General features: G+C 63.5%; 20 protein-coding genes and 1 tRNA gene. 10 read left to right on the forward strand and 11 right to left on the reverse strand.

Features of this window, described 5'->3' with window-relative positions; genetic code table 11:
- Position 1: 1 nt before the first annotated feature.
- The 6 genes from AC54AF_RS07880 to AC54AF_RS07905 form a co-directional block, all read right to left on the reverse strand.
- Positions 2-208 carry a hypothetical protein gene (locus AC54AF_RS07880; RefSeq protein ID WP_496636103.1) on the reverse strand — a complete coding sequence of 69 codons (207 nt, stop codon included), beginning with the start codon at positions 206-208 and terminating at the stop codon, positions 2-4.
- An 80-nt stretch (positions 209-288) separates the two neighbouring features.
- Positions 289-1,206, reverse strand: a complete 918-nt coding sequence (gene xerD / locus AC54AF_RS07885) for a site-specific tyrosine recombinase XerD (RefSeq protein ID WP_496636104.1) — start codon at positions 1,204-1,206, stop codon at positions 289-291.
- Positions 1,203-1,715: a methylated-DNA--[protein]-cysteine S-methyltransferase gene (locus AC54AF_RS07890; protein WP_496636105.1), complete on the reverse strand. Its 513-nt coding sequence runs from the start codon at positions 1,713-1,715 to the stop codon at positions 1,203-1,205. Before AC54AF_RS07890 ends, xerD begins: the two co-directional genes overlap by 4 nt.
- A gap of 425 nt (positions 1,716-2,140) precedes the next feature.
- Entirely contained in the window at positions 2,141-3,421 is a 1,281-nt protein-coding gene (locus AC54AF_RS07895; protein ID WP_496636106.1) for a TRAP transporter large permease, read from the reverse strand.
- Entirely contained in the window at positions 3,418-3,990 is a 573-nt protein-coding gene (locus AC54AF_RS07900) for a TRAP transporter small permease (RefSeq protein WP_496636107.1), read from the reverse strand. The genes AC54AF_RS07895 and AC54AF_RS07900 overlap by 4 nt, the downstream gene beginning before the upstream one ends.
- Positions 3,991-4,106: 116 nt before the next feature.
- Positions 4,107-5,099, reverse strand: coding sequence for a TRAP transporter substrate-binding protein (locus AC54AF_RS07905; protein WP_436509096.1), 993 nt, complete (start codon positions 5,097-5,099; stop codon positions 4,107-4,109).
- 137 nt (positions 5,100-5,236) lie between these two features.
- On the opposite strand from AC54AF_RS07905, the gene AC54AF_RS07910 reads away from it, so the two are divergent.
- Together AC54AF_RS07910 and AC54AF_RS07915 are read left to right on the forward strand one after the other, a co-directional pair.
- Complete coding sequence (locus AC54AF_RS07910; protein ID WP_496636108.1) at positions 5,237-7,255, forward strand: sensor histidine kinase; 2,019 nt, start codon at positions 5,237-5,239, stop codon at positions 7,253-7,255.
- 32 nt (positions 7,256-7,287) lie between these two features.
- Positions 7,288-7,872: a response regulator gene (locus tag AC54AF_RS07915; protein WP_131685441.1), complete on the forward strand. Its 585-nt coding sequence runs from the start codon at positions 7,288-7,290 to the stop codon at positions 7,870-7,872.
- A gap of 128 nt (positions 7,873-8,000) precedes the next feature.
- On the opposite strand, the gene AC54AF_RS07920 is transcribed toward AC54AF_RS07915, so the two are convergent.
- The 3 genes from AC54AF_RS07920 to queG form a co-directional block, all read right to left on the reverse strand.
- The gene (locus tag AC54AF_RS07920) at positions 8,001-8,828 is read right to left on the reverse strand and encodes a siderophore-interacting protein (RefSeq protein ID WP_496636109.1); all 828 of its coding nucleotides are present in this window, start codon (positions 8,826-8,828) and stop codon (positions 8,001-8,003) included.
- 22 nt (positions 8,829-8,850) lie between these two features.
- Positions 8,851-9,528, reverse strand: coding sequence for a PadR family transcriptional regulator (locus AC54AF_RS07925; RefSeq protein WP_496636110.1), 678 nt, complete (start codon positions 9,526-9,528; stop codon positions 8,851-8,853).
- A gap of 176 nt (positions 9,529-9,704) precedes the next feature.
- Entirely contained in the window at positions 9,705-10,796 is a 1,092-nt protein-coding gene (queG, locus tag AC54AF_RS07930) for a tRNA epoxyqueuosine(34) reductase QueG (protein WP_496636111.1), read from the reverse strand.
- Between the two features lie 78 nt (positions 10,797-10,874).
- On the opposite strand from queG, the gene tsaE reads away from it, so the two are divergent.
- Genes tsaE through AC54AF_RS07945 form a run of 3 tightly spaced genes read left to right on the forward strand, consistent with a single transcriptional unit; the run spans position 10,875 to position 13,575 of the window.
- Positions 10,875-11,363: a tRNA (adenosine(37)-N6)-threonylcarbamoyltransferase complex ATPase subunit type 1 TsaE gene (gene tsaE, locus AC54AF_RS07935; RefSeq protein ID WP_496636112.1), complete on the forward strand. Its 489-nt coding sequence runs from the start codon at positions 10,875-10,877 to the stop codon at positions 11,361-11,363.
- The gene (locus AC54AF_RS07940; protein ID WP_496636113.1) at positions 11,327-12,724 is read left to right on the forward strand and encodes an N-acetylmuramoyl-L-alanine amidase; all 1,398 of its coding nucleotides are present in this window, start codon (positions 11,327-11,329) and stop codon (positions 12,722-12,724) included. The genes tsaE and AC54AF_RS07940 overlap by 37 nt, the downstream gene beginning before the upstream one ends.
- Before the next feature lie 14 nt (positions 12,725-12,738).
- Positions 12,739-13,575: a D-hexose-6-phosphate mutarotase gene (locus AC54AF_RS07945; protein WP_496636114.1), complete on the forward strand. Its 837-nt coding sequence runs from the start codon at positions 12,739-12,741 to the stop codon at positions 13,573-13,575.
- Positions 13,576-13,673: 98 nt separating this feature from the next.
- Here the strand turns inward: AC54AF_RS07945 and AC54AF_RS07950 are convergent, their stop codons facing one another.
- The gene (locus AC54AF_RS07950; RefSeq protein WP_496636115.1) at positions 13,674-14,573 is read right to left on the reverse strand and encodes a carbonic anhydrase; all 900 of its coding nucleotides are present in this window, start codon (positions 14,571-14,573) and stop codon (positions 13,674-13,676) included.
- Between AC54AF_RS07950 and AC54AF_RS07955 the strand changes: the two genes are divergently transcribed.
- Positions 14,572-14,775, forward strand: coding sequence for a hypothetical protein (locus tag AC54AF_RS07955; RefSeq protein ID WP_496636116.1), 204 nt, complete (start codon positions 14,572-14,574; stop codon positions 14,773-14,775). The two genes, AC54AF_RS07950 and AC54AF_RS07955, sit on opposite strands and share 2 nt — an antisense overlap.
- Positions 14,776-14,874: 99 nt before the next feature.
- Here AC54AF_RS07955 and AC54AF_RS07960 read toward each other — a convergent pair whose 3' ends face one another.
- Positions 14,875-15,525 carry a VTT domain-containing protein gene (locus AC54AF_RS07960; protein WP_496636117.1) on the reverse strand — a complete coding sequence of 217 codons (651 nt, stop codon included), beginning with the start codon at positions 15,523-15,525 and terminating at the stop codon, positions 14,875-14,877.
- 248 nt (positions 15,526-15,773) lie between these two features.
- Between AC54AF_RS07960 and AC54AF_RS07965 the strand changes: the two genes are divergently transcribed.
- From AC54AF_RS07965 to AC54AF_RS07980, 4 genes are all read left to right on the forward strand, one after another.
- Positions 15,774-16,712: a peptidylprolyl isomerase gene (locus AC54AF_RS07965; RefSeq protein ID WP_496636118.1), complete on the forward strand. Its 939-nt coding sequence runs from the start codon at positions 15,774-15,776 to the stop codon at positions 16,710-16,712.
- 108 nt (positions 16,713-16,820) lie between these two features.
- Entirely contained in the window at positions 16,821-18,728 is a 1,908-nt protein-coding gene (gene mutL / locus AC54AF_RS07970; RefSeq protein WP_496636119.1) for a DNA mismatch repair endonuclease MutL, read from the forward strand.
- Positions 18,729-18,826: 98 nt separating this feature from the next.
- A complete protein-coding gene (gene miaA / locus AC54AF_RS07975) occupies positions 18,827-19,774 on the forward strand; it encodes a tRNA (adenosine(37)-N6)-dimethylallyltransferase MiaA (RefSeq protein ID WP_496636120.1) in 948 nt (315 codons plus the stop codon).
- Between the two features lie 91 nt (positions 19,775-19,865).
- A tRNA-Met gene (locus AC54AF_RS07980) sits at positions 19,866-19,942 on the forward strand.
- Positions 19,943-20,056: the final 114 nt, after the last annotated feature.

Genomic DNA, 20,056 nt, shown 5'->3' on the forward strand with positions numbered 1-20,056 from the left:
ATTACTGGGGCTGGACGGGTGCGTCGCCTTCGGCGGCCGGATCTGCGTCGACGTCGGCGTCGTCCGCTTCCGGCTCATCGCCCTCGCTGCCATCGGCCGGCTTCGGATTGTTCTTCGCTTCCAGCTTGCGTCTGGCTTTTTCCTCGGCTTTCTTCTTCTTTTCCAGCTCTTTTTGCCGTTTTTCGTATTGGAAATTTGTCTTGGCCATTTACTACCTCTTTAGTTTTTAGATGTTACAGATAAGCACATAAGGCACATTATGACGTAATTGAACCAAACACCAAATGTTTAGCCTCGCGGATGATGCTGCGCATGCAGCAGTTTCAGCCGTTCCCGGGCCACATGCGTGTAAATCTGCGTGGTGGAAATATCGGAGTGCCCCAGTAACAATTGCACAACACGCAAGTCCGCGCCATGGTTCAGCAAATGCGTGGCGAACGCATGGCGCAGGGTGTGCGGCGACAGCGGCGCCGTGATGCCGGCGCTCAGCGCGTGTTTCTTGATGATGACCCAGAACATTTGCCGCGTCATGGCGCCGCCGCGCCGCGTGACGAACAGCGCATCGTCCATCTGGCCGTCGAGAATCACGCCGCGCGCCTCCTTCAGGTAGCGCTCGATCCACAGCCGCGCCTGCTCACCGAACGGCACCAGGCGCGTCTTGCTGCCCTTGCCCGTGATGCGCAGCACGCCATCGTTCAAGCTCAGTTCAACGGATTGCAAGTCCACCAGTTCCGACACGCGCAAGCCGCTCGCATACATGAGTTCCAGCATCGTGCGCTCGCGCAAGCCCAGCGGCGTGCTCACGTCGGGCGCCGCCAGCAAGGCTTCCACCTGCGCTTCGCTCAAGGTGTGTACGAAGCGCACCGGCTGCTTGGCCGAGACCATCTTCAGGCACGGGTCGGCAGCAATATGTTTGTGCCGCAGGGCCAGTTGGTAAAAACGCTTGAGCACGGACAGGCGCCGGTTCGACGACGTGGCCTTGCTCTCGTCGTGGCGGGCGGCAAAATATGCCTCGATGTCGGCCGTGGACACGTCGTACAGGCCCTCGCGCCCGGGCCGCGCCACTTCCAGCCAGCGCGAAAACAGCCGCATGTCGCGCCGGTAGGCGTCCAGCGAGTTTTTCGACAAGCCGTCTTCCAGCCACAGGCTGTCGCAGAACTCGTCGATCAGGGTAGCGTTGTCGGGCGCCAGCAGGCTGTTCATCATCGTGTTGGCCACCCCATGCCCGCCACGCCTTCATGCGCCAGCAGCCAGCGCTTGACCCCCAAGTGGAAACCGCTGGCATCGTCGTGGTGGGCAAAGCCGCCCAGGCCGCCAGCGGCCGTGACCCGGTGACAGGGTATGACCACGGGAAACCAGTTGGCGCCGCAGGCCTGGCCCACGGCCCGCGGGGCCGAGCCGATCAGGCGCGCCACGTCGCCATACGTGCGCACCTGGCCGCGCGCAATGCCACAAATCGCCGTCCAGACCCGTTGCTGGTAGGCGCTGCCCGAGTTAGCCAGCGGCAAGTCGAAGACATGATCGGGATCGCGGAAATAGCGCGCCAGTTGCTGGCAGGCCTGCTCGGAGACGGCATCCTGCGCGTCTTTTTCCGCAAAGTGCGGCGGCAGATAGACCAGTTCGCATAACTGGCCGTCCTGCGCGCGCACGCCCATGGCGCCGAACGGCGCGGCCACGATGGCGCTGAACAGTTCACTGCCCTGTTGTTTTTTCATCTGCTGATCATTATTCAAGTGTGGCATATATGCAACCTGCCGGCGCCGCAAACAGCGCCACGGGAATTATGCACCGACTTTGAGCGTGCCGGCGGACGTTTCCCGCGCACGAAAAAAAAGCGCACCAGTCGGTGCGCTTCAAATATTGCTTCACGTTCCCGGTCATTTGGGTCCGCCGGTGCCGGCTTGTGGCCGCAGACAGCTATGACTCAACAACTTCTGTGAAACGTGTGTCTCCTCAATATATCCCCGGTATCAATACCGTTTTTATAGACCACTCCCCCACTAACTTTATTGCCAATTCTGTCTTTCAGCCTTGCTACCTGGGCGTATAAGCATATACGTGTTTCCCCTTAAGGCTGCCCATCATAGCGCATTTATTCGGCCGGATCGACTTTTTTTGCACCATGACGGGGACAACTGTTTTAGTTGTAAATTAAATTTGGCAACCACAGCGAGATTTGTGGTACGTAGGTAATCAAGCCCAGGAAAGCCAGCATCGTCAGCAGCCACGGCATCACGGCCACGGTCAGCTCCGAGATGCCCATCTTGGTGATGCCGGACGCCACGTACAGGTTCAGGCCCACGGGCGGATGGCACATGCCGACTTCCATATTGACCACGATCAAGATGCCGAAGTGCACAGGATCGATGCCCAGCTTCATGGCGACGGGGAACAGGATGGGCGCCATGATCAGCACGATGGACGACGGTTCCATGACGTTACCTGCCAACAACAGCAGCACGTTGACCACCAGCAGGAAGCTGATCACGCCCAGGCCCTTGCCCGTGATCCATTCGGCCATCGCTTGCGGGATGTTTTCACTGGTCATCAGGAACGAGAACAGCACGGCATTGGTGATGATGTACAACAGCATCGCCGACATGGCGGCCGAATCGAGCAAGACCTTGCCCACTTGCTTGATCTTCAAGTCCTTGTAGACGAAGACGGCGATGATGAAGGCGTACACGGCAGCCATGGCGGCCGCTTCCGTCGGCGTGAAGGCGCCCGAATAGATGCCGCCCATGACGATGACGATCAAGAGCAAGCCCCAGGCGCTCTTCTTGAACGTCAAGAAGCGCTCGCCCCAGCTGGCCTTTTTCATGCGCGGATAATTGTGCTTGCGCGCCAAAAACCATGTGGTCAGGCCCAGCAGCATGGCCAGCATCATGCCGGGAATCACGCCTGCCATGAACAGCTTGCCCACCGAGGTGTTCGTGCTGACGGAATACATCACCATCACGATCGATGGCGGTATCAAAATGCCCAGCGCGCCCGAAGTGGTGATGACGCCAGCGCCGAAACCGCGCGGATAGCCCTGCTTGACCATGGCCGGCAGGATGATGGAACCGATCGCCACCACCGTGGCGGGGCTGGAGCCGGAAACGGCGGCAAACAGCGCGCAGGCCATCACGCCAGCGAGCGCCAGGCCGCCATGCCAGTGGCCGACCATGGAGCTGGCGAAGTTGATCATGCGCCGCGCCACTCCGCCATGCGTGAGGAAGTTACCCGCCAAAATGAAGAACGGGATGGCCATGATCTCGAACTTTTCGATGCCCGTGAAAATCTTCAGGGCTACCGATTCGATAGGCACGCTGGTCATGGTAAACAGGAACGTGAGCACCGTCAGTCCCAGCGAAATGGAAATCGGCATGCCGGTCAGCATCAGCCCCAGCAGCAATACAAAAATGATCAGCGCGTTCATGCCTTGGCTCCTTTTTCTTCAGCCGTCAATTCCTCTTCCAGCCCCTCAACATGCGAATGGTCGTGTTTTGGCAAGGCGCCCGTCTTGATGAAATGCAGCATCACCTGCAGGAAGCGGAAGCACATCAGGTAGGAACCGAGCGGCACGGCCAGGTAGACCAGCCACATCGGCACTTCCATGTCGGCCGAGGTCTGGTCCGTGTGGCCAATCGACCACACGAAGCTGGCGCCCAGGGTCCCGACGATGCCCGTAAACAAGGCACCGGCGCTCAGGCCGAAGATGATGAAGCGGTCGCGCCAGCGCGGGTTCATGCGGTTGATCAAGACGTCGACGCCCACGTGGATGCCCGTGCGCACGCCATACGCGGCGCCGAACTTGGCCATCCAGACGAACATGTAGATGCACAGTTCCTGGGCCCAGCTGGTATTGATTTGAATCAGGAAGTCTTGCACGACCGGTATCGGCAAGCCGGACAGGTAGCGGTGCACGACCGCGACGAAGATAATGACGGTGGCTGCGCCCATCAGGGTCGCGATCAGCCACTCTTCCAGGTGATCCAGAAATTTCATGGTGGACTTTCAAAGAATGCGGGTACGCTGGCACCCGCGCAGGACGCGCCGGTGCCGTTGCGACAGAAAGACAGGGCTGTCCCTGGCAGCCGCGCCGGGTGGCGCGGCCAGCGCTGCTACTTCGCGCTTTCCTTGTTGATGGCCGAGATCAGATCCTTGCCGATGCGCGCTTCCATGGTCTTTTGCACGGGCGCCAGCGCGCGGCGCCACTCGGCCTGTTCCTGCACCGTCAGGGTATAGATCTGCGTCTTGCCCGCTTTCTTGATGGCGTCGAGGGCCTGGTCGTTGTCGCGCTGGGCGATGGCTTTTTCAAACGTGGTCGCCTCGCGCATGGCTTTTTCCAGCTGGCCGCGTATATCGGGCGGCAAGCCATCCCAGAATTTCTTGTTGACGATGACGGCATAGCCCAGGTAGCCGTGGTTCGACACGGTCACGTGCTTTTGCACTTCATGCATCTTTTGCGTGTACATGTTCGATGGCGGATTTTCCGTGCCGTCGACCACGCCCGTCTGCAGCGCCTGATACACTTCCGAGAAGGCCAGCACTTGCGGATTGGCGCCCAGCGCGCGCATCTGCGCGTCGAGTACCTTGGACGACTGGATGCGCATTTTCAGGCCCTTGAAGTCGGCCGGGTTGTGCAGCGGCTTGTTGGCCGACATCACCTTGAAGCCATTGTCCCAGTAGGCCAGGCCCGTGATACCCTTGGGTTCCAGTTTTTTCAGCAGGCTCTTGCCGATTTCGCCTTCGGTGACGTTGTACAGCGCCGTCTTGGTGGGAAAGATGTAGGGCAGGTCGAAGGCTTCGAATTCCTTCACGCCCAGCGGGCCGAACTTGGCCAGCGAGGGCGCCAGCATCTGCACGGCGCCCAGCTGCAGCGCTTCGAGTTCTTCCTTGTCCTTGTACAGCTGGCTGTTCGGGTACAGTTCGACCTTGACCTTGCCATTCGTGGCTTTCTCGGCCAGCTGCTTGAAGCGTTCGGCGGCCTGGCCTTTCGGCGTGTCGGTGGCCACGACGTGGCTGAACTTGATGACGATGGGGGCTTGCGCGTAAGCGTGAACGCCGGCGGTGGCGCCAATGGCCGCGCACAGCGCGACGAACATGGTTTTCATCTGCATTTTTGTCTCCTGGATGGTTTTTGAAAAAAACTTTATTATTTGTCTACTTGGATACTGTGCCAAAGAAACTGCTTCGGCTATTGTGGTTAACCACAATAGCCGGCCGCCGATAAGCCGCTACCCTGCCAGCCATGCCGACTCCCCCCACCCTTGCACGCCGCTTCAAGCTATCGAGCCCGATGCGCTGGCTGCTGCCCGTCATCCTGCTGCTGCTGTTCCTGTCCATCCTGTTCTGGCTGCCCTGGCAGGCGCGCCAGATGGAAAGCAACGAGCGCCAGGAGCAATTGATCGCCGACACCCTGTGGGTGGAGCAAACCATCCGCTTCCAGCTGGCGCGCAACGAGGAAAGCCTGTTCAACCTGGGCGCGGACATCGCCAGCGCCTCGCTGGGCGCGGAAAAAGTGCACGAACGGCTGCAGCAAATGCTGCGCAACGGCCGCGAATTGCAGCGCGTGCTGTGGCTCGACACCAGCGGCAAGGTCCTGGCCACCAGCGACAACAGCCTGCCGCACGCTCTGTCGTTTTCCCCGGCCTCGCTGACGGCGGCCGACAATGCGCGCCGCCTGCACCGGGGCCAGTACGCCCAACCTTCGCAGCAGACGGGCTTTCCCGACGCGCCGCCGGGCGCCATGCTGATGGATTACCACCAGCCCCTGTTCGATGGCCAGCGCTACGTGGGCAGCCTGGTGGCCACCTACCAGATCAGCAGCCTGCTCGATGAAATGGTGCCGTGGTGGTTCGCCCAGGACAACCAGATTTCGCTGATCGACCGCGACGACAAGGTGCTGGCGCGGCGCGCCGCCGCCGGCCCCGGCCACGGCGTGTACACGCACAAGCGCGCGCTCGACGTGCCCGGCGCCACCATCACCCTGTTTACCGACAGCGTGAAAAGCCAGCCCAAGCTGCTGCCCAATCTGCTGGTCGGCTCCGTCATCGCCCTGTCGCTGGGATTGCTGTGGAGCTTGCTGGCCCTGTGGCGGCATATTTCGCGCCGCCTGGTGGCCGAGGGCGCGCTGCGCCAGCAGATGCTGTTTCGCACGGCGATGGAAAACTCGCTGGTGACGGGCATGCGCGCGCGTGACCTGGAGGGGCGCGTCACCTATGTGAATCCCGCGTTTTGCCAGATCGTCGGCTATCCGCCCGAGGAAATCCTGGGGCGTTTGCCACCCATGCCCTACTGGGTGCCCGAGGCGCTGGAAGAATACCAGCAGCGCTTCGTCAAGGCGCTGGCCGGCAATCCCACGCCGCAGTTCGAAACCTATTTCCAGCGCCCCGACGGCACCCGCGTGGCGGTGCTGATCTTCGAAGCGCCGCTGGTGGACAAGAACGGCCGGCAAACGGGCTGGATGGGTTCCGTGCTCGATATCTCGGACCGCAAGCGCGTCGAGGAACTGAATCGCCAGCAGCAGGAAAAACTGCAAACGAGTTCGCGCCTGGCCACCATGGGCGAGCTGGCGTCGATGCTGGCGCATGAGCTGAACCAGCCGCTGGCGGCCATTTCCAGCTACACCACGGGCGCGCTGAACCTGATCCGCCGCGCCATCGAGCATGACGCCCCCGTCGATCCGGGCACCCTGAAGCCGGCGCTGGAGCAGGCCAGCGCGCAGGCGCAGCGCGCCGGCCAGATCATCCGCAGCGTGCACGATTTCGTGCGCAAGAGCGAACCGCAACGCCAGGACATCGCCATCCGCACCCTGATCGACGGCATACGCGCGCTGATCGACCTGCAGGCGCGCAAATACTATGTCACCATCCAGGAAGAGCTGCCGCCAGACCTGCCGCTGCTGCGCGCCGATCCCGTGATGATCGAGCAGGTGCTGCTGAACCTGACGCGCAACGCCATCGAGTCCATGCAGGACGCGGCGCCGGGACGGCGTATCATGCGCCTGCGGGCCAGTCACGACGCGCAGCAAGGCATGGTGACGGTGGACGTGATCGACCATGGCCATGGCATCCCGCAGGACGTGGCCGAGCGGCTGTTTTCGCCGTTTTTCTCGACCAAGTCCGAAGGCATGGGCATGGGCCTGAACATCTGCCGCACCGCCATCGAATTTCACGGCGGCGCGCTGACCTTCGGCGCCAACCCCGCAGGCGGTACGATCTTTACATTCAGCGTGCCGGCCGCGCCGCGCGCGCCACACTCGCATTAACCAATAACGCATAACGACGAGCCGGAGACACCATGCTACACATCATTGACGACGAAGAGGTCGTGCGCGACTCCCTGTCCTGGCTGGCCGCCTCGCGCAGCATCGAGGCGCGCAGCTACGCCAGCGCCCAGCAATTCCTCGATAGCCTGGACGGCAGCTTCGACGCCGCCGGCGACTGCGTGCTGCTCGATGTGCGCATGCCCGACATGAACGGCATCGCCCTGTTCGACCAGCTGGTCAAGCGCGACCTGACGGCGCGCCTGCCCGTGATCTTCCTCACCGGCCACGGCGACGTGCCGATGGCCGTCGACAGCCTGAAACGGGGCGCCTTCGATTTCTTTGAAAAGCCGTTCAACGACAACGACCTGATGGACCGCGTGCAGCAGGGCCTGGCCAACTCGCGCCAGGCGGGCGAACTGGCCGCCGTGCACGCGCGCCTGGCCACCCTGTCGACGCGCGAACGCGAAGTGCTGGAGCTGATTTTGGCGGGCAAGATGAACAAGGTGGTAGCCGACAAGCTGGGTATCAGCATGCGCACCGTGGAAGTCCACCGCGCGCATATCTTCGACAAGATGCAGGTCAAGACGGCGGTGGAGCTGGCGGGGTTGTTGAAGTAATGCAGCAATGTTGGATTACGCGGCGCTGGCGCGCCGCTAATCCAACCTACATTGCAATGTAGGTCGGGGTAGGTCGGGGTAGGTCGAGTTAGCGCAACGCGCGTAACCCGACACCACCACCACCGCCATCACTCATCATGGTGCTCGTGGTGCTCCGCCGCCCCATGCTTCCAGTAACTGGCCACGTGCAAATGCTGCTTCGGCACACCTGCGTCAATAAAATGCCCGCGCAAGCCCTGCACCTGCGCATGCTCGCACGCCACCCAGACATAGCCGTCGCCCTCTGACGGCAGCGCGATCTGGCGCAAGGCGTCGAGCAGCAGCGGCCCCTTGCGGCCATGGCGCGCCACCCAGCGCACGTCCAGCTGCGCGGCGGACTCCAAGGCGATCTGTTCGCCGTCTTCGACGATCTCGATCACGGCCATCGCCCGCGCCGTGGCCGGCAACTGCTCCAGGCGGCGGGCAATCGCCGGCAAGGCCGTCTGGTCGCCCACCAGCACATACCAGTCGAAGTCGAGCGGCACCAGCATCGAGCCGCGCGGACCACCCACGCCCACGGTCTGGCCAGGCGCGGCTTGCGCCGCCCAGCTGGCCGCAGGACCGTCGCCATGCAGCACGAAGTCGATGTCCAGCTCGCGGCGCGCAGGGTCGTAGCGGCGCGGCGTGTAATTGCGGGCGATGGGACGCGCGCCTTCGGCGTACTGGATGGGATTCGGGCCATTGCCCAGTACGGGGAACACGGGCTTGTCCTCGCCGGGAGCGGGGAAGAACAGTTTCACGTGGTCATCGTGCGCCGGCGAGACAAAGCCTTCCAGGTCGTCGCCCGCCAGGGTGATGCGGCGCATGTGCGGCGTCAGCTGCTCGGTGCGCACGACGGTAAGCACGCGCAGTGTCAAGTCATGCCGCACGCGCTCGATGGCATGCGGGCGTGGTGTTGCAGGTGATGCAGTAGTCATTGCTTATCCTTGTAAAGTGGGCTCAGTGGCCGTCGACGATGGCGTTCGCCGCCTGTTCCAGCACGGCGGAGACGCGCTCGGCTTCCGCGTCGCTCCAGTTGGTCTTGTTCAGCAACAGCGCATGTTTCAGGGTATGCATGGCCTGGCGCACGCGCTCGGGCAAGGCGTTTTTCGCCTGGACGCGGGCAAACATGTCGAGGCGGGCCAGGATGCCGTCCACCTGGGCGCGGTTCTCGTCGAGATATGCGCGGCCCAGGTCCGTGATCGTGTAGAGCTTCTTGCCGCTGGCGCTTTCGGAGGACGTCACGTGGTCCTGCTCTTCCAGCAGGGTCAATGTCGGATACACGGCGCCCGGGCTGGGGGCGTAGGCGCCGCCGCAACGCTCTTCGATGGCCTTGATGATTTCATAGCCGTGGCGGGGGCTGATCTCGATCAGCGCCAGCACGATCAGCGGCAAGTCGCCGCGGCCGAAGACGCGTTCGGCCCGTTCGCCGCGCCCGCCGCGCCCGCCAGGACCGCCGCTCATGCCGTCGCCGCGCTCGTCGAAGCCGCGCGGGCCGCGGCCATGCAGGTAGTAGTCACTGCGGTGCTCATGGCGGTGGTCGTGACGATGCTCGCCATGATGGCGATGCTGGCCGCAATGGCCGTGATGATGGTGATGGCCATGCTGGCCGTGTTCTGCGTGGTGTGAGTTTCTCATGTTTTCTCTCTAAAGATATATCGTTAGTAGGTATCGTCATTTTATAACGATATATCGATAAGTCAAGGAGAGTTTGTCATGCTCGTTTTTTCATCATCAGCCAGCCCACCAGGCCCGACAACACCATCGCTGAAAAAAGTAGATGAAATTGCGCAGGTGCTGCGCCTCGAACAGCTCTAGGCGATGCCGTGCAGGGCCAGCGCCCATTCGACATGTTCGCGCACGATGGCCGACGGGTGCTCGCGGCGCGACAGCAGGGCCGCGACGATGTCGGCCTGGCCACGGGCCTTGGCGGCCGCATTGCCCATGCCGACGGCCAGGTTGCGCAGCCAGCGTTCGTGGCCGATGCGGCGGATCGCGCTGCCTTCCATGCGGCGGTTGAATTCCTCTTCCGTCCAGGCGAACAGTTCCACCATGCCGGCGCTGCCCAGGCTGTGGCGCTCGTCGAAGTCCGGCACCACGGCGCGCTGGGCGAACTTGTTCCACGGGCAGACGGTCTGGCAATCGTCGCAGCCGTACACCTTGTTGCCGATCAGGGGGCGCATCTCGACGGGAATGGCGCCCTTCAATTCGATCGTCAGGTAGGAGATGCAGCGGCGCGCATCGAGCTGGTACGGGCCCAGGATGGCTTGCGTGGGGCACACCGTGATGCACGCCGAGCACTGGCCGCAGCGCGGGGTCTCCGGCGGGTCGACGGGCAGCGGCACGTCGATGAGTATCTCGCCCAGGAAAAAGAAGGAGCCTCCCTGGCGGTTGATCAGCAAGGTGTGCTTGCCGCGCCAGCCCAAGCCGCCCTTTTGCGCCAGCTCGACTTCCATCACGGGCGCCGAATCGCTGAACACGCGGTAGCCGAAGTCGCCGATCTCGCCCTTGATGCGCTCAGCCAGCTGCTGCAGGCGCGAACGCATCACCTTGTGATAGTCGCGGCCCCGCGCATACACGGAGATTACGGCTGCTGCGGGATCGGCGTCGCGCGCCGCCTCGTGCGTGCGCCAGTCGGGCCCCAGCGCCGGCGGTAAATAATTCATGCGTGCGCTGATGGCGCGCACCGTGCCCGGCACCAGTTCGGCAGGGCGCGCGCGCTTCATGCCGTGGCTGGCCATGTAATCCATTTCGCCGTGGTACCCTGCAGCTAGCCAGGCTTGCAGGGGCGCTTCCATGTGCGACAGGTCGACGTCGGCGATGCGCACCTCGGCAAAACCCAGCTCGCGCCCCCATTCTTTGATGGTGCGCGCCAGGACGGCGAGATCGGTGACGGTGGCGGACATAGGGGACTTTACGGAAAACGGCAGGCGCGCGGGCGGTTACAATGACAGCAGCCTCCATTTTATGCGATACCGAAGATAATGACCGAACACTTCAAAGCCCACCTCCACGACGAAGCCGGCACCGCCGCGCTGGGCGCCGCGCTGGCGCGCGCGCTGGCGCCGGGCCTGGCGATCTACCTGCACGGCGACCTGGGCGCCGGCAAGACGGCCCTCACGCGCGCCTTGCTGCACGCGGCCGGCCATGCGGGCCACGTGAAAAGCCCCACCTACACCTTGTCCGAACCGTACACGGTGCAACTCGACGGCAAGCGTGTCAACGTCATCCACTTCGACCTGTACCGCATGGGCAGCGCCGAGGAATTCCTCGACGCCGGCTTTCGCGAAGACTTCGACGGCCGCAATATCTGCATCGTCGAATGGCCGGAGAAAGCCGAGCCGGTGCTGCCGCCGGCCGACCTGAATATTTATTTGAACGTTGCGGGTACAGGACGTGATGTAGAATTGCAAGCGTCTTCTGAATTGGGTCTGTCATGCCTTCACCGTCTCAAATTCGCCCCGAACCTTTGATCTCCTCGCCCATCACCCGGCGCACGGTCCTCAAGGCCGGCGGCACCCTGCTGTTGTCCGTGTTCGCGCCCATGTCGGCGATGGCGGCGCAAATTCTCGCCGTGCGCGTCTGGCCGGCCGAGGACTACACCCGCGTCACCCTGGAAAACGACAGCATCCTCAAGGCGACCCACTTCATCGTCAAGGATCCGGAACGGCTGGTGGTCGACATCGAAGGGCTGGAACTCAATCCCACCTTGAAGGGCCTGGTGGCGAAGATCCAGTCGAACGACCCGTACATCAAGCAGGTGCGCGTGGGCCAGAACCGGCCCAACGTGGTGCGCCTGGTGTTCGACCTGAAAGAGGAAGTCACGCCGCAGCTGTTTACCCTGCCGCCGGCCGGCTCCTACAACCACCGCCTGATCTTCGACCTGTATCCCGTGCGCGAGCCGGACCTGATCGCGCAGATGATCGAAAAGGGCGACTGGTCGAGCGACCCCGCCAAGCCCTTGATGTCCGACACGCATACGCCGCCGCCCGCGCTGCCCCTGCCCGAGAGCGGCAAGCCGCCCGTGGCCGTCGCGCCACCGGTGGCGGCCATCGTGCCGCCCGTGCCCGAACTCCGCCCGGAACAGCGCCCCGCAGCGCGCCCGCTGCCGGGTCAGAAGGTGGTGCGCATGATTACCATCGCGCTCGACCCCGGCCACGGCGGCGAAGACCCGGGCGCCATGGGCAGCCGGGGCAGCCGCGAAAAAGACGTGGTGCTGGCCATCGCCAAGCGCCTCAAGACCAAGCTGGAACTGCAGCCGAACATGCGCGTCATGCTTACGCGGGACGCCGACTTCTTCGTCCCGCTGGGCATGCGCGTGGAAAAGGCACGCAAGGTGCAGGCCGACCTGTTCGTCTCGATCCATGCCGATGCCTTCATCCAGCCGACGGCGCGCGGCTCGTCCGTCTTCGTGCTGTCCGAAAAGGGCGCCACCTCGACGGCCGCGCGCTGGCTGGCCAACAAGGAAAACCAGGCCGACCTGATCGGCGGCGTGAACGTGAAGAACCACGACAAGCAACTGGCCAGCGTGCTGCTCGACCTGTCGACGACGGCGCAGATCAATGACAGCATGAAGCTGGGCAAGGCCGTGCTGCGCGAAATCGGCGGCATCAACCGCCTGCACAAGGGCTCCGTCGAGCAGGCCGGCTTCGCCGTGCTCAAAGCGCCCGATATTCCCTCCATCCTGATCGAGACGGCTTTCATCTCGAATCCGGAAGAAGAAGCCAAGCTGACCGACAACGGCTACCAGGACCAGATGGCCGACGCCATCGTCACGGGCATCAAGAATTACTTTGCCAAGAATCCGCCGCTGGCGAAAAGCCGCCTGACCTGACATGAAAGCCTAGCATGAGCGAGAGTATCTTTGGCGAGCTGCCGGCCGTGACCATCCGTGCCGCCGACGGCGCGCAAGCGAGCGTCACCCTGTACGGCGGCCACCTGGTCTCGTGGCGGACCAGCGATGGCCAGGAACGCCTGTTCTGCAGCCGCGCATCCAGCCTCGATGGCAGCCGTGCCATCCGTGGCGGCGTGCCCGTGATCTTTCCCCAGTTCGGCGCGCGCGGCACGGGCATGCGCCACGGCTTTGCGCGCGTGGCGACCTGGCAGCTGGAGTCGAGCGGCAACGCCGATGGCGCTGCGTGGGCGCAATTTTCCCTGACCCAGGCTGACTTGCCGGATGCGATCGCCGCCACCTGGGCCTACGCCTTCACCCTGCGCCTGCGCTTGGCCGTCAAGGCGCAGTCGCTGGAACTGAGCCTGTCCGTGCACAACACGGGCGAGCAGGCGTTTCCGTTTTCGGCCGCCCTGCACAGCTATTTTGCGATTGATCAATTGAGCGAAGCGCGCGTTGGCGGCTTGCAGCGCGTGCGCTATTCGGACGAGACGCCGCAAGATGCCTTGCAGGCGGAAGAGGTGCTGCAATTCGCCGACAAGCTCGATCGCATCTATTACCAGCTGCCGGGCGCCTTGCACCTGCAGTCCGGCAGCCACACCCTGCGCCTGGAGCAACAGGGCTTTACGGACGCCGTCGTGTGGAACCCGGGCGCGCAAGACGCGGCCGCCCTGCCCGACCTGGCCGACGACGAATACCGGCGCTTCATCTGCATCGAACCGGCCCTGATCCAGCCCGATACGCTCGCTGCAGGGGCGCAATGGACCGGCCGCCAGCACCTCGAATTTATGTAAGAGTGACTGAAAAAGTCCAGGGCTAGGCGCCTTGCCGAAGGCAGTACGCATGTACGACGAGGCATGGCAACAACGCCATGGGCTTTTTTCAGGCGCTCTTAGTTCGACTCTTTGATGATGCGTCCGTTGGCCGGCTGAATCGGACGCGCATTCAAGGGATACAAGCGGCTGAACAGCGCCATTTGCGCCGGCGACGCCTGCACCGGCTGCTTCATCACCAGCCACAGTACGCCCTCGCTGCACGGCGGCGATGTCATCGATCCCATGTAGGTGTAGTAATCGCGCCGCGCCGGCAGCATCTCGGCCGGGTCAAGCAGGATGGTGGGCTGCATGGTCTCGAATTTCTCCAGCGGCAGATTGTTCCACACGGTCTGGATGGTCGCTTGCGGCGCGCCCCGCTCCAGCAGCAGCGCCAGCACGGCTTGCCGGCCTTCCGCATCGCGGTGCACCAGGTGCACCACCATCTCGAATGCCTTGCCATTGATGCGCTCTTCGGACGGACGGTGGAAATGGAATTGCTGCAGTTCGAACATGCGATTCTGCACCGTGATGTAATTGCCGCCGCTCACGCCCACCTGCACCGTGTGGCCGTTATCGAGCACATTGAATGACGACGGGCGGTAGTCAAAGCTGATCTGTTCGAGTTCCACCTTCATGCCATCGCGGATATCGATCGGCGACTGGCGGCTGCCATTGCCGCACTTGGCCCAGTCGACATTGATCTTGCTCCAGTGGGCCGGGCCGCTGTCGCCCTCGTACGACCAGTGCGTGCCGCGCGCCACGGGCGGTGGCGGCGGCGGCGCGGCCTTCACGACGGCGGCGCGCTTGGCGCGGGCGGCGGCGCGGGCCGCCTGGGTCGCGCGCATTTCCGCCAGGCGCGCCGCGATGCGTTCGGACAGGTCGACTTCGGCCGCTTCTTCCTTCTCGCGCGCCGTCGGCGCGACGACGACAGGCGCCTTGGCCTCCTTGCCCTTCACCGATTCGGTCAGGGTTTTCATGGCGGCCGCACGCGCCGACGCCGACATGGGCGCGCTCGCAGGCGCGGATGCGGCGGCGGTCGCCGAAGCGGGGGCATCTTTGGCGCTTGCCATGACCGCCATCGCGGCAAGGCTGCAAGCTAACAGGGCGCTCAAATGTCGCATGGAAATCCAGAAAGTGAGAATACCCTCTGGTTTACGGCTGGAAAGCAACAAAACTTGAATCAGCGCGGGAGTAAAACAGAAACAAGGCAGAGAAAAACGGGATCCGGGGCCGGCTGCGGGCGGTGCCGCAGCGCGCTTGCCCCGGATCCATGCGGCCTTACGCCGACTTGCCGACCATGCGCTTGTAGAGTTTCCACAAGCCGCCCAGTACCACCGGCACGACGGCGGCGCCGACACCGATCAGCACGATCAAGGTCAGGTGGTCGCGGATCCACGGGATATTGCCGAAGAAGTAACCCGCCGTCACCAGGCCGACCACCCACAACAGGGCGCCCGTCACGTTGTACATCTGGAAGCGCACATGCGTCATGTCGGAAATGCCGGCCACGAACGGCGCGAAGGTACGCACCACCGGCACGAAACGGGCCAGGATGATGGTCTTGCCGCCATGCTTTTCAAAGAACTCATGCGTGCGGCGCATGGCATCCTTGTTGATCCAGCGGTAATCGTGGGTAAACACCCTTTGCCCGATGGCCTCGCCTATCCAGTAATTGAGCGTATTGCCCGTGATGGCCGCCGTGACGAGCAGGAAGATCAGCAAGCCCAGGTGCATCTGTCCCGTCGCGCAAAACGCGCCGGCGATAAACAACAAGGTATCCCCAGGGAAGAAAAACAGCACCACGAGGCCTGTCTCGCAAAAAATAATGGCGAACAGCACCGCATACACGAGGGTGCCGTACTGCTCGATCAAGATACCCAACGTCTTGTCGACATGCACGATCATGTCGAGGAATTGCACAAAATCCATATATTTTTCCCTAAAGGTAGCGGCGGAATCATACACCACCCGGCCAGTGCAACGGCAGTCCCCGGCCCGATATTTCGTGATTAATTCGGCAGCGCCCTTGGCGGCGTGGCATTTTAAGTAAAGGTTAAGGAAACGCCGTCGCGGCAGGCCCCCGTCAGGATTGCCATATGCAATGTTTTTCCAACGAAATATTGCCATTCCGGTATACACTTTCTGCACGGCGCAACCCGCGCCGACCAGGAGAAAACATGTATCGACACCCACTGAGCGGCCTGACCATGGCCGCCGTACTGGGCCTTGCGCATCTGACTGCCCACGCGGCGCCCGTCCAGATCAAGGCACCCGCCGAACTGCCCGCCAAGGCAACCGTGGCCGACGCGATCAAGGCCTCGAAGCCGTCCGACTGGCGTGCGCTGGATGCGGACAACACCCTGTACCTCGACATTCCCGCCGGCCGCGTGGTGATCGAACTGGCGCCAGACTTCGCACCGAAGCACGTGGCCAACATCAAGGCCCTGGTGGCCGAACAGTATTACGACGGCCTGGCCATCACGCGCGCGCAGGACAACTGGGTGGCGCAATGGGGCGATCCGAACGAGAAAAATCCCAAGCCCATCTTGCATGCCCAGCGCACCCTGCCCGGCGAATTCACCGTGCCCTTGAAAAACGTCAAGAGCTTCACGCGCTTGCCGGACGTCGACGGCTATGCGCCGCAAGTGGGCCATTCGAACGGTTTCCCGTCCGCGCGCGATCCGAAAACCGGCACGGCCTGGCTCACGCATTGCTACGCCACCGTGGGCGTGGGCCGCGACAGCGCCAGCGACAGCGGCGGCGGCACCGAGCTGTACGCCGTCATCGGCCAGTCGCCGCGCCACCTGGACCGCGACATCACCGTCGTCGGCCGAGTCGTCTCCGGCATGCCATTGCTGTCGACCCTGCCGCGCGGCACGGGCTCCATGGGATTTTATGACAGCCCCGAAAAAAACGTGCCGATCAAGGCCATCCGCCTGGCCGCCAGCGTGCCTTTGGCAGAGCGCGCGAACCTGGAAGTGATGCGCACCGACAGCGCCGCCTACCAGGCCGTGCTGGAAGCGCAGCGCCACCGCGGCGGCCCGTGGAGCAAGGTCACGGCCGGCCATATTGACCTGTGCAATGCGCCGATACCGGTGCGGGAGGTGGGGAAGTAGGCCAACTTTTAGCCCAAGAACAAGGGCTGGGGTCAGTCTCTTCGAGATCGGGATACGTCCCATTTGGGCGTATCCCCCCGACGGGTTTGACCCCGGTATAATTACCGCATGAACGCTCCCATCACGCCCCACCGCCCGATCCAGGCCTTGCCTGACCAGTTGATTTCGCAAATCGCCGCCGGCGAGGTGGTCGAACGGCCCTCGGCCGTCGTCAAGGAGCTGCTGGAAAACGCGCTCGACTCGGGCGCCACGCAGATCACGGTGCGGCTGGAAGAAGGGGGCGTGAAGCGCATCGCGATCACCGATAACGGGCGCGGCATCGACAAGGATCAGCTGCCGCTGGCCCTGGCGCGCCACGCCACCTCGAAGATCGCCTCGCTGCACGACCTGGAAAACGTGGGCACCCTGGGCTTTCGGGGCGAGGCGCTGGCCTCGATCGCTTCCGTGGCAGCCGTCACCGTGACCTCGCGCACGGCGGACGCCGCCCATGCGTGGGAAATCGTCGGTTCGCACAATGGCAGCGTCTCGCCGTCGTCGGGCGCGCACGGCACCACGGTCGACGTGCAAGACCTGTACTTCAACACGCCCGCGCGGCGCAAATTCCTCAAGTCCGAACAGACGGAATACGGCCATTGCGCCGAAGTCGTGCGCCGCATCGCGCTGGCGCGGCCGGACGTGTCGTTCTCGCTGTCGCACAATGGGCGCACCATCGACCAGTGGAATATCAGCGAACTGGCCAAGCGCAGCGCCCACATCCTCGGCAATGACTTTGCCGAGGCGCGCCTGGCGCTGGATGAGTCGGCCGGCACCTTGCGCATTCACGGCTTTGCCGGCTTGCCGACGGCGTCGAAGGCACGCGCCGATGGCCAGTTCTTTTATGTCAACGGGCGCTTCGTGCGCGACAAATTGCTGGTGCACGCCGTGCGCATGGCCTACCAGGACGTGCTGCACGGCGACCGCTTTCCCTCGTATGTGCTGGCGCTCGACCTCGACCCGGCCCTGGTCGACGTCAACGTGCACCCGTCGAAGATCGAAGTGCGCTTCCGCGACAGCCGCTCCGTGCACCAGTTCGTCTTCCACGCCGTGCAGCGCGCGCTGGCGCAGACGTCGGCCACGGCGTTTGGCAGCGTGCCCGCGCCCCTGCCGGCCGCTTCCAGCCTCGGTAGTGGCGACGCTGGCGCCGCCTCCGGTGGCCCAGGCATCTGGCGCCGCGAACAGACGCAGACGTCGTTCGGCGCGCAATTCACGAATACCTTCGCGCCCGCTTCGCCCGGCGCGGCCCGCCCCTTCTTTGCCGACGCGCCAGGCGTGGGGCAAGACACGGCGGCCTACGGCGCCCTGTTCGGCGGTGGTACCGCATCCTCGCCGATCACGCAGGCCGAACCGTATATCGCCTCGCCCGAAGCGATGGCGCGCGAAGAATATCCGCTGGGCTTTGCCCTGGCCCAGCTGCACGGCATCTACATCCTGGCGCAAAACACCAAAGGCCTGGTGCTGGTCGACATGCACGCGGCGCACGAGCGCATCCTGTACGAGCAGCTGAAAAACGCGCTGCAGGCGCAAGTGTCAGGCCAGGACATGCAGGTGCAATCGCTGCTGATTCCCGTGACGTTCTACGCGGACGCCATCGAAGTGTCGACGGCAAATGAAAACCAGGACACGTTAAAAGCGCTGGGCTTCGACATCGCCGCCCTGTCGCCCACCACCCTGGCCGTGCGCTGCGTGCCGACCCTGCTGAAAAACGCGGACGCGCAGACGCTGGCCCGCGACGTGCTGCGCGACGTGCGCGAATATGGCGGCTCGCGCGTGCTGATCGAGCGCCAGAACGAATTGCTGGGCACCCTGGCCTGCCACACGGCCGTGCGCGCCAACCGGATTTTGTCGGTGCAGGAAATGAACGCCCTGCTGCGCCAGATGGAGAGCACGGAACGCGCCGACCAGTGCAACCATGGCCGGCCCACGTGGGTGCAGGTCGAGATCAACGCGCTCGATAAACTGTTCCTGCGCGGCCAGTAGGTCGGATTAGCGCAGCGTAATCCGACACTGCAGCGGCGGCATCACGTCGGCTTACGCTTGCGCTAAGCCGACCTACGCACCACCTTACAAGAGTCAACATGCAAAACACCCCACACCTCCCCCTGGCCGTCGCCATCATGGGCCCCACGGCCAGCGGCAAGACGGCCAGTGCGCTGGCCATCGCGCAAGCCATTCCGTCCGAGATCATCTCCGTCGATTCCGCCCTCGTTTACCGCGGCATGGATATCGGCACGGCCAAGCCGTCGCAAGAAGAACTGGCCCAGGTACCGCATCATTTGATCGACATCATCGACCCGCTCGACGCGTATTCCGTGGCACAGTTCCGCAACGATACCCTGCGCCTGGTGGCGGAGATCTCGGCGCGCGGCAAGCTGCCGCTGCTGGTCGGCGGCACCATGCTGTACTTCAAGGGTCTGGCCGACGGCCTCGACGACTTGCCCGGCGCCGATCCTGCCTTGCGCGCCCAGCTGGAAGAGGACGCGGCCGCCATCGGCTGGCCCGCCATGCATGCGCGCCTGGCGCAGCAGGACCCGATCACGGCCGCGCGCTTGGCGCCGCAGGACGCGCAGCGCATCGGCCGCGCGCTGGAAATCATCGCCCTGTCCGGCCAGCCCATGTCGGCCCTGCTGGCGCGGCGCGAAAAAACCGTGCTGCCGTTCCAGTTGCAATCGTTCGCGCTGGAGCCGTCGGACCGCGCCGTGCTGCACGCGCGCATCGCCACGCGCTTCGACCTCATGCTGAAAGACGATGCCCTGCTCGATGAAGTGGAGCAGCTGCGCCGGCGCGGCGACCTGCATCCGGGCTTGCCCTCGATGCGCTGCGTGGGCTACCGCCAGGCCTGGGAATACCTCGATGGCCGCATCGACCGCGCCACCTTGCGCGAGACGGGCATCATCGCCACGCGCCAGCTGGCGAAACGGCAGCTGACCTGGCTGCGTGCCATGCCGGAACGCAGCGTCATCGATTGCCTCGGTGCCGATCCGGCCTCGGCCATGCTGGCGCAGATCCGGCCGTTGCTGAAATAATCATGAACGCTGCAGCACGCAAAAAATCCGCACATTTTTTTGCGCCGACATTGACAAGGAAATGCGAAGACTGGATAATGCTCGGCTGTTGGGTGATATAGCTCAGTTGGTTAGAGCACAGCATTCATAATGCTGGGGTCGGTGGTTCAAGTCCACCTATCACCACCAAAGAACATGGATCAGGTTTCCCCTGGTCAAAACGAGCATCCGGTCTGACCGGTCTGTTTGGTGATATAGCTCAGTTGGTTAGAGCACAGCATTCATAATGCTGGGGTCGGTGGT

The organism is Janthinobacterium sp. JF4 (assembly GCF_059617925.1).

Bases quoted from the DNA above. Each gene is read 5' to 3' on its own strand.
- AC54AF_RS07880 (WP_496636103.1), bottom strand. From the start codon at position 208: ATGGCCAAGACAAATTTCCAATACGAAAAACGGCAAAAAGAGCTGGAA.
- xerD (WP_496636104.1), bottom strand. From the start codon at position 1,206: ATGATGAACAGCCTGCTGGCGCCCGACAACGCTACCCTGATCGACGAG.
- AC54AF_RS07890 (WP_496636105.1), bottom strand. From the start codon at position 1,715: ATGAAAAAACAACAGGGCAGTGAACTGTTCAGCGCCATCGTGGCCGCG.
- AC54AF_RS07895 (WP_496636106.1), bottom strand. From the start codon at position 3,421: ATGAACGCGCTGATCATTTTTGTATTGCTGCTGGGGCTGATGCTGACC.
- AC54AF_RS07900 (WP_496636107.1), bottom strand. From the start codon at position 3,990: ATGAAATTTCTGGATCACCTGGAAGAGTGGCTGATCGCGACCCTGATG.
- AC54AF_RS07905 (WP_436509096.1), bottom strand. From the start codon at position 5,099: ATGAAAACCATGTTCGTCGCGCTGTGCGCGGCCATTGGCGCCACCGCC.
- AC54AF_RS07910 (WP_496636108.1), top strand. From the start codon at position 5,237: ATGCCGACTCCCCCCACCCTTGCACGCCGCTTCAAGCTATCGAGCCCG.
- AC54AF_RS07915 (WP_131685441.1), top strand. From the start codon at position 7,288: ATGCTACACATCATTGACGACGAAGAGGTCGTGCGCGACTCCCTGTCC.
- AC54AF_RS07920 (WP_496636109.1), bottom strand. From the start codon at position 8,828: ATGACTACTGCATCACCTGCAACACCACGCCCGCATGCCATCGAGCGC.
- AC54AF_RS07925 (WP_496636110.1), bottom strand. From the start codon at position 9,528: ATGAGAAACTCACACCACGCAGAACACGGCCAGCATGGCCATCACCAT.
- queG (WP_496636111.1), bottom strand. From the start codon at position 10,796: ATGTCCGCCACCGTCACCGATCTCGCCGTCCTGGCGCGCACCATCAAA.
- tsaE (WP_496636112.1), top strand. From the start codon at position 10,875: ATGACCGAACACTTCAAAGCCCACCTCCACGACGAAGCCGGCACCGCC.
- AC54AF_RS07940 (WP_496636113.1), top strand. From the start codon at position 11,327: ATGCCTTCACCGTCTCAAATTCGCCCCGAACCTTTGATCTCCTCGCCC.
- AC54AF_RS07945 (WP_496636114.1), top strand. From the start codon at position 12,739: ATGAGCGAGAGTATCTTTGGCGAGCTGCCGGCCGTGACCATCCGTGCC.
- AC54AF_RS07955 (WP_496636116.1), top strand. From the start codon at position 14,572: ATGGCGGCCGCACGCGCCGACGCCGACATGGGCGCGCTCGCAGGCGCG.
- AC54AF_RS07950 (WP_496636115.1), bottom strand. From the start codon at position 14,573: ATGAAAACCCTGACCGAATCGGTGAAGGGCAAGGAGGCCAAGGCGCCT.
- AC54AF_RS07960 (WP_496636117.1), bottom strand. From the start codon at position 15,525: ATGGATTTTGTGCAATTCCTCGACATGATCGTGCATGTCGACAAGACG.
- AC54AF_RS07965 (WP_496636118.1), top strand. From the start codon at position 15,774: ATGTATCGACACCCACTGAGCGGCCTGACCATGGCCGCCGTACTGGGC.
- mutL (WP_496636119.1), top strand. From the start codon at position 16,821: ATGAACGCTCCCATCACGCCCCACCGCCCGATCCAGGCCTTGCCTGAC.
- miaA (WP_496636120.1), top strand. From the start codon at position 18,827: ATGCAAAACACCCCACACCTCCCCCTGGCCGTCGCCATCATGGGCCCC.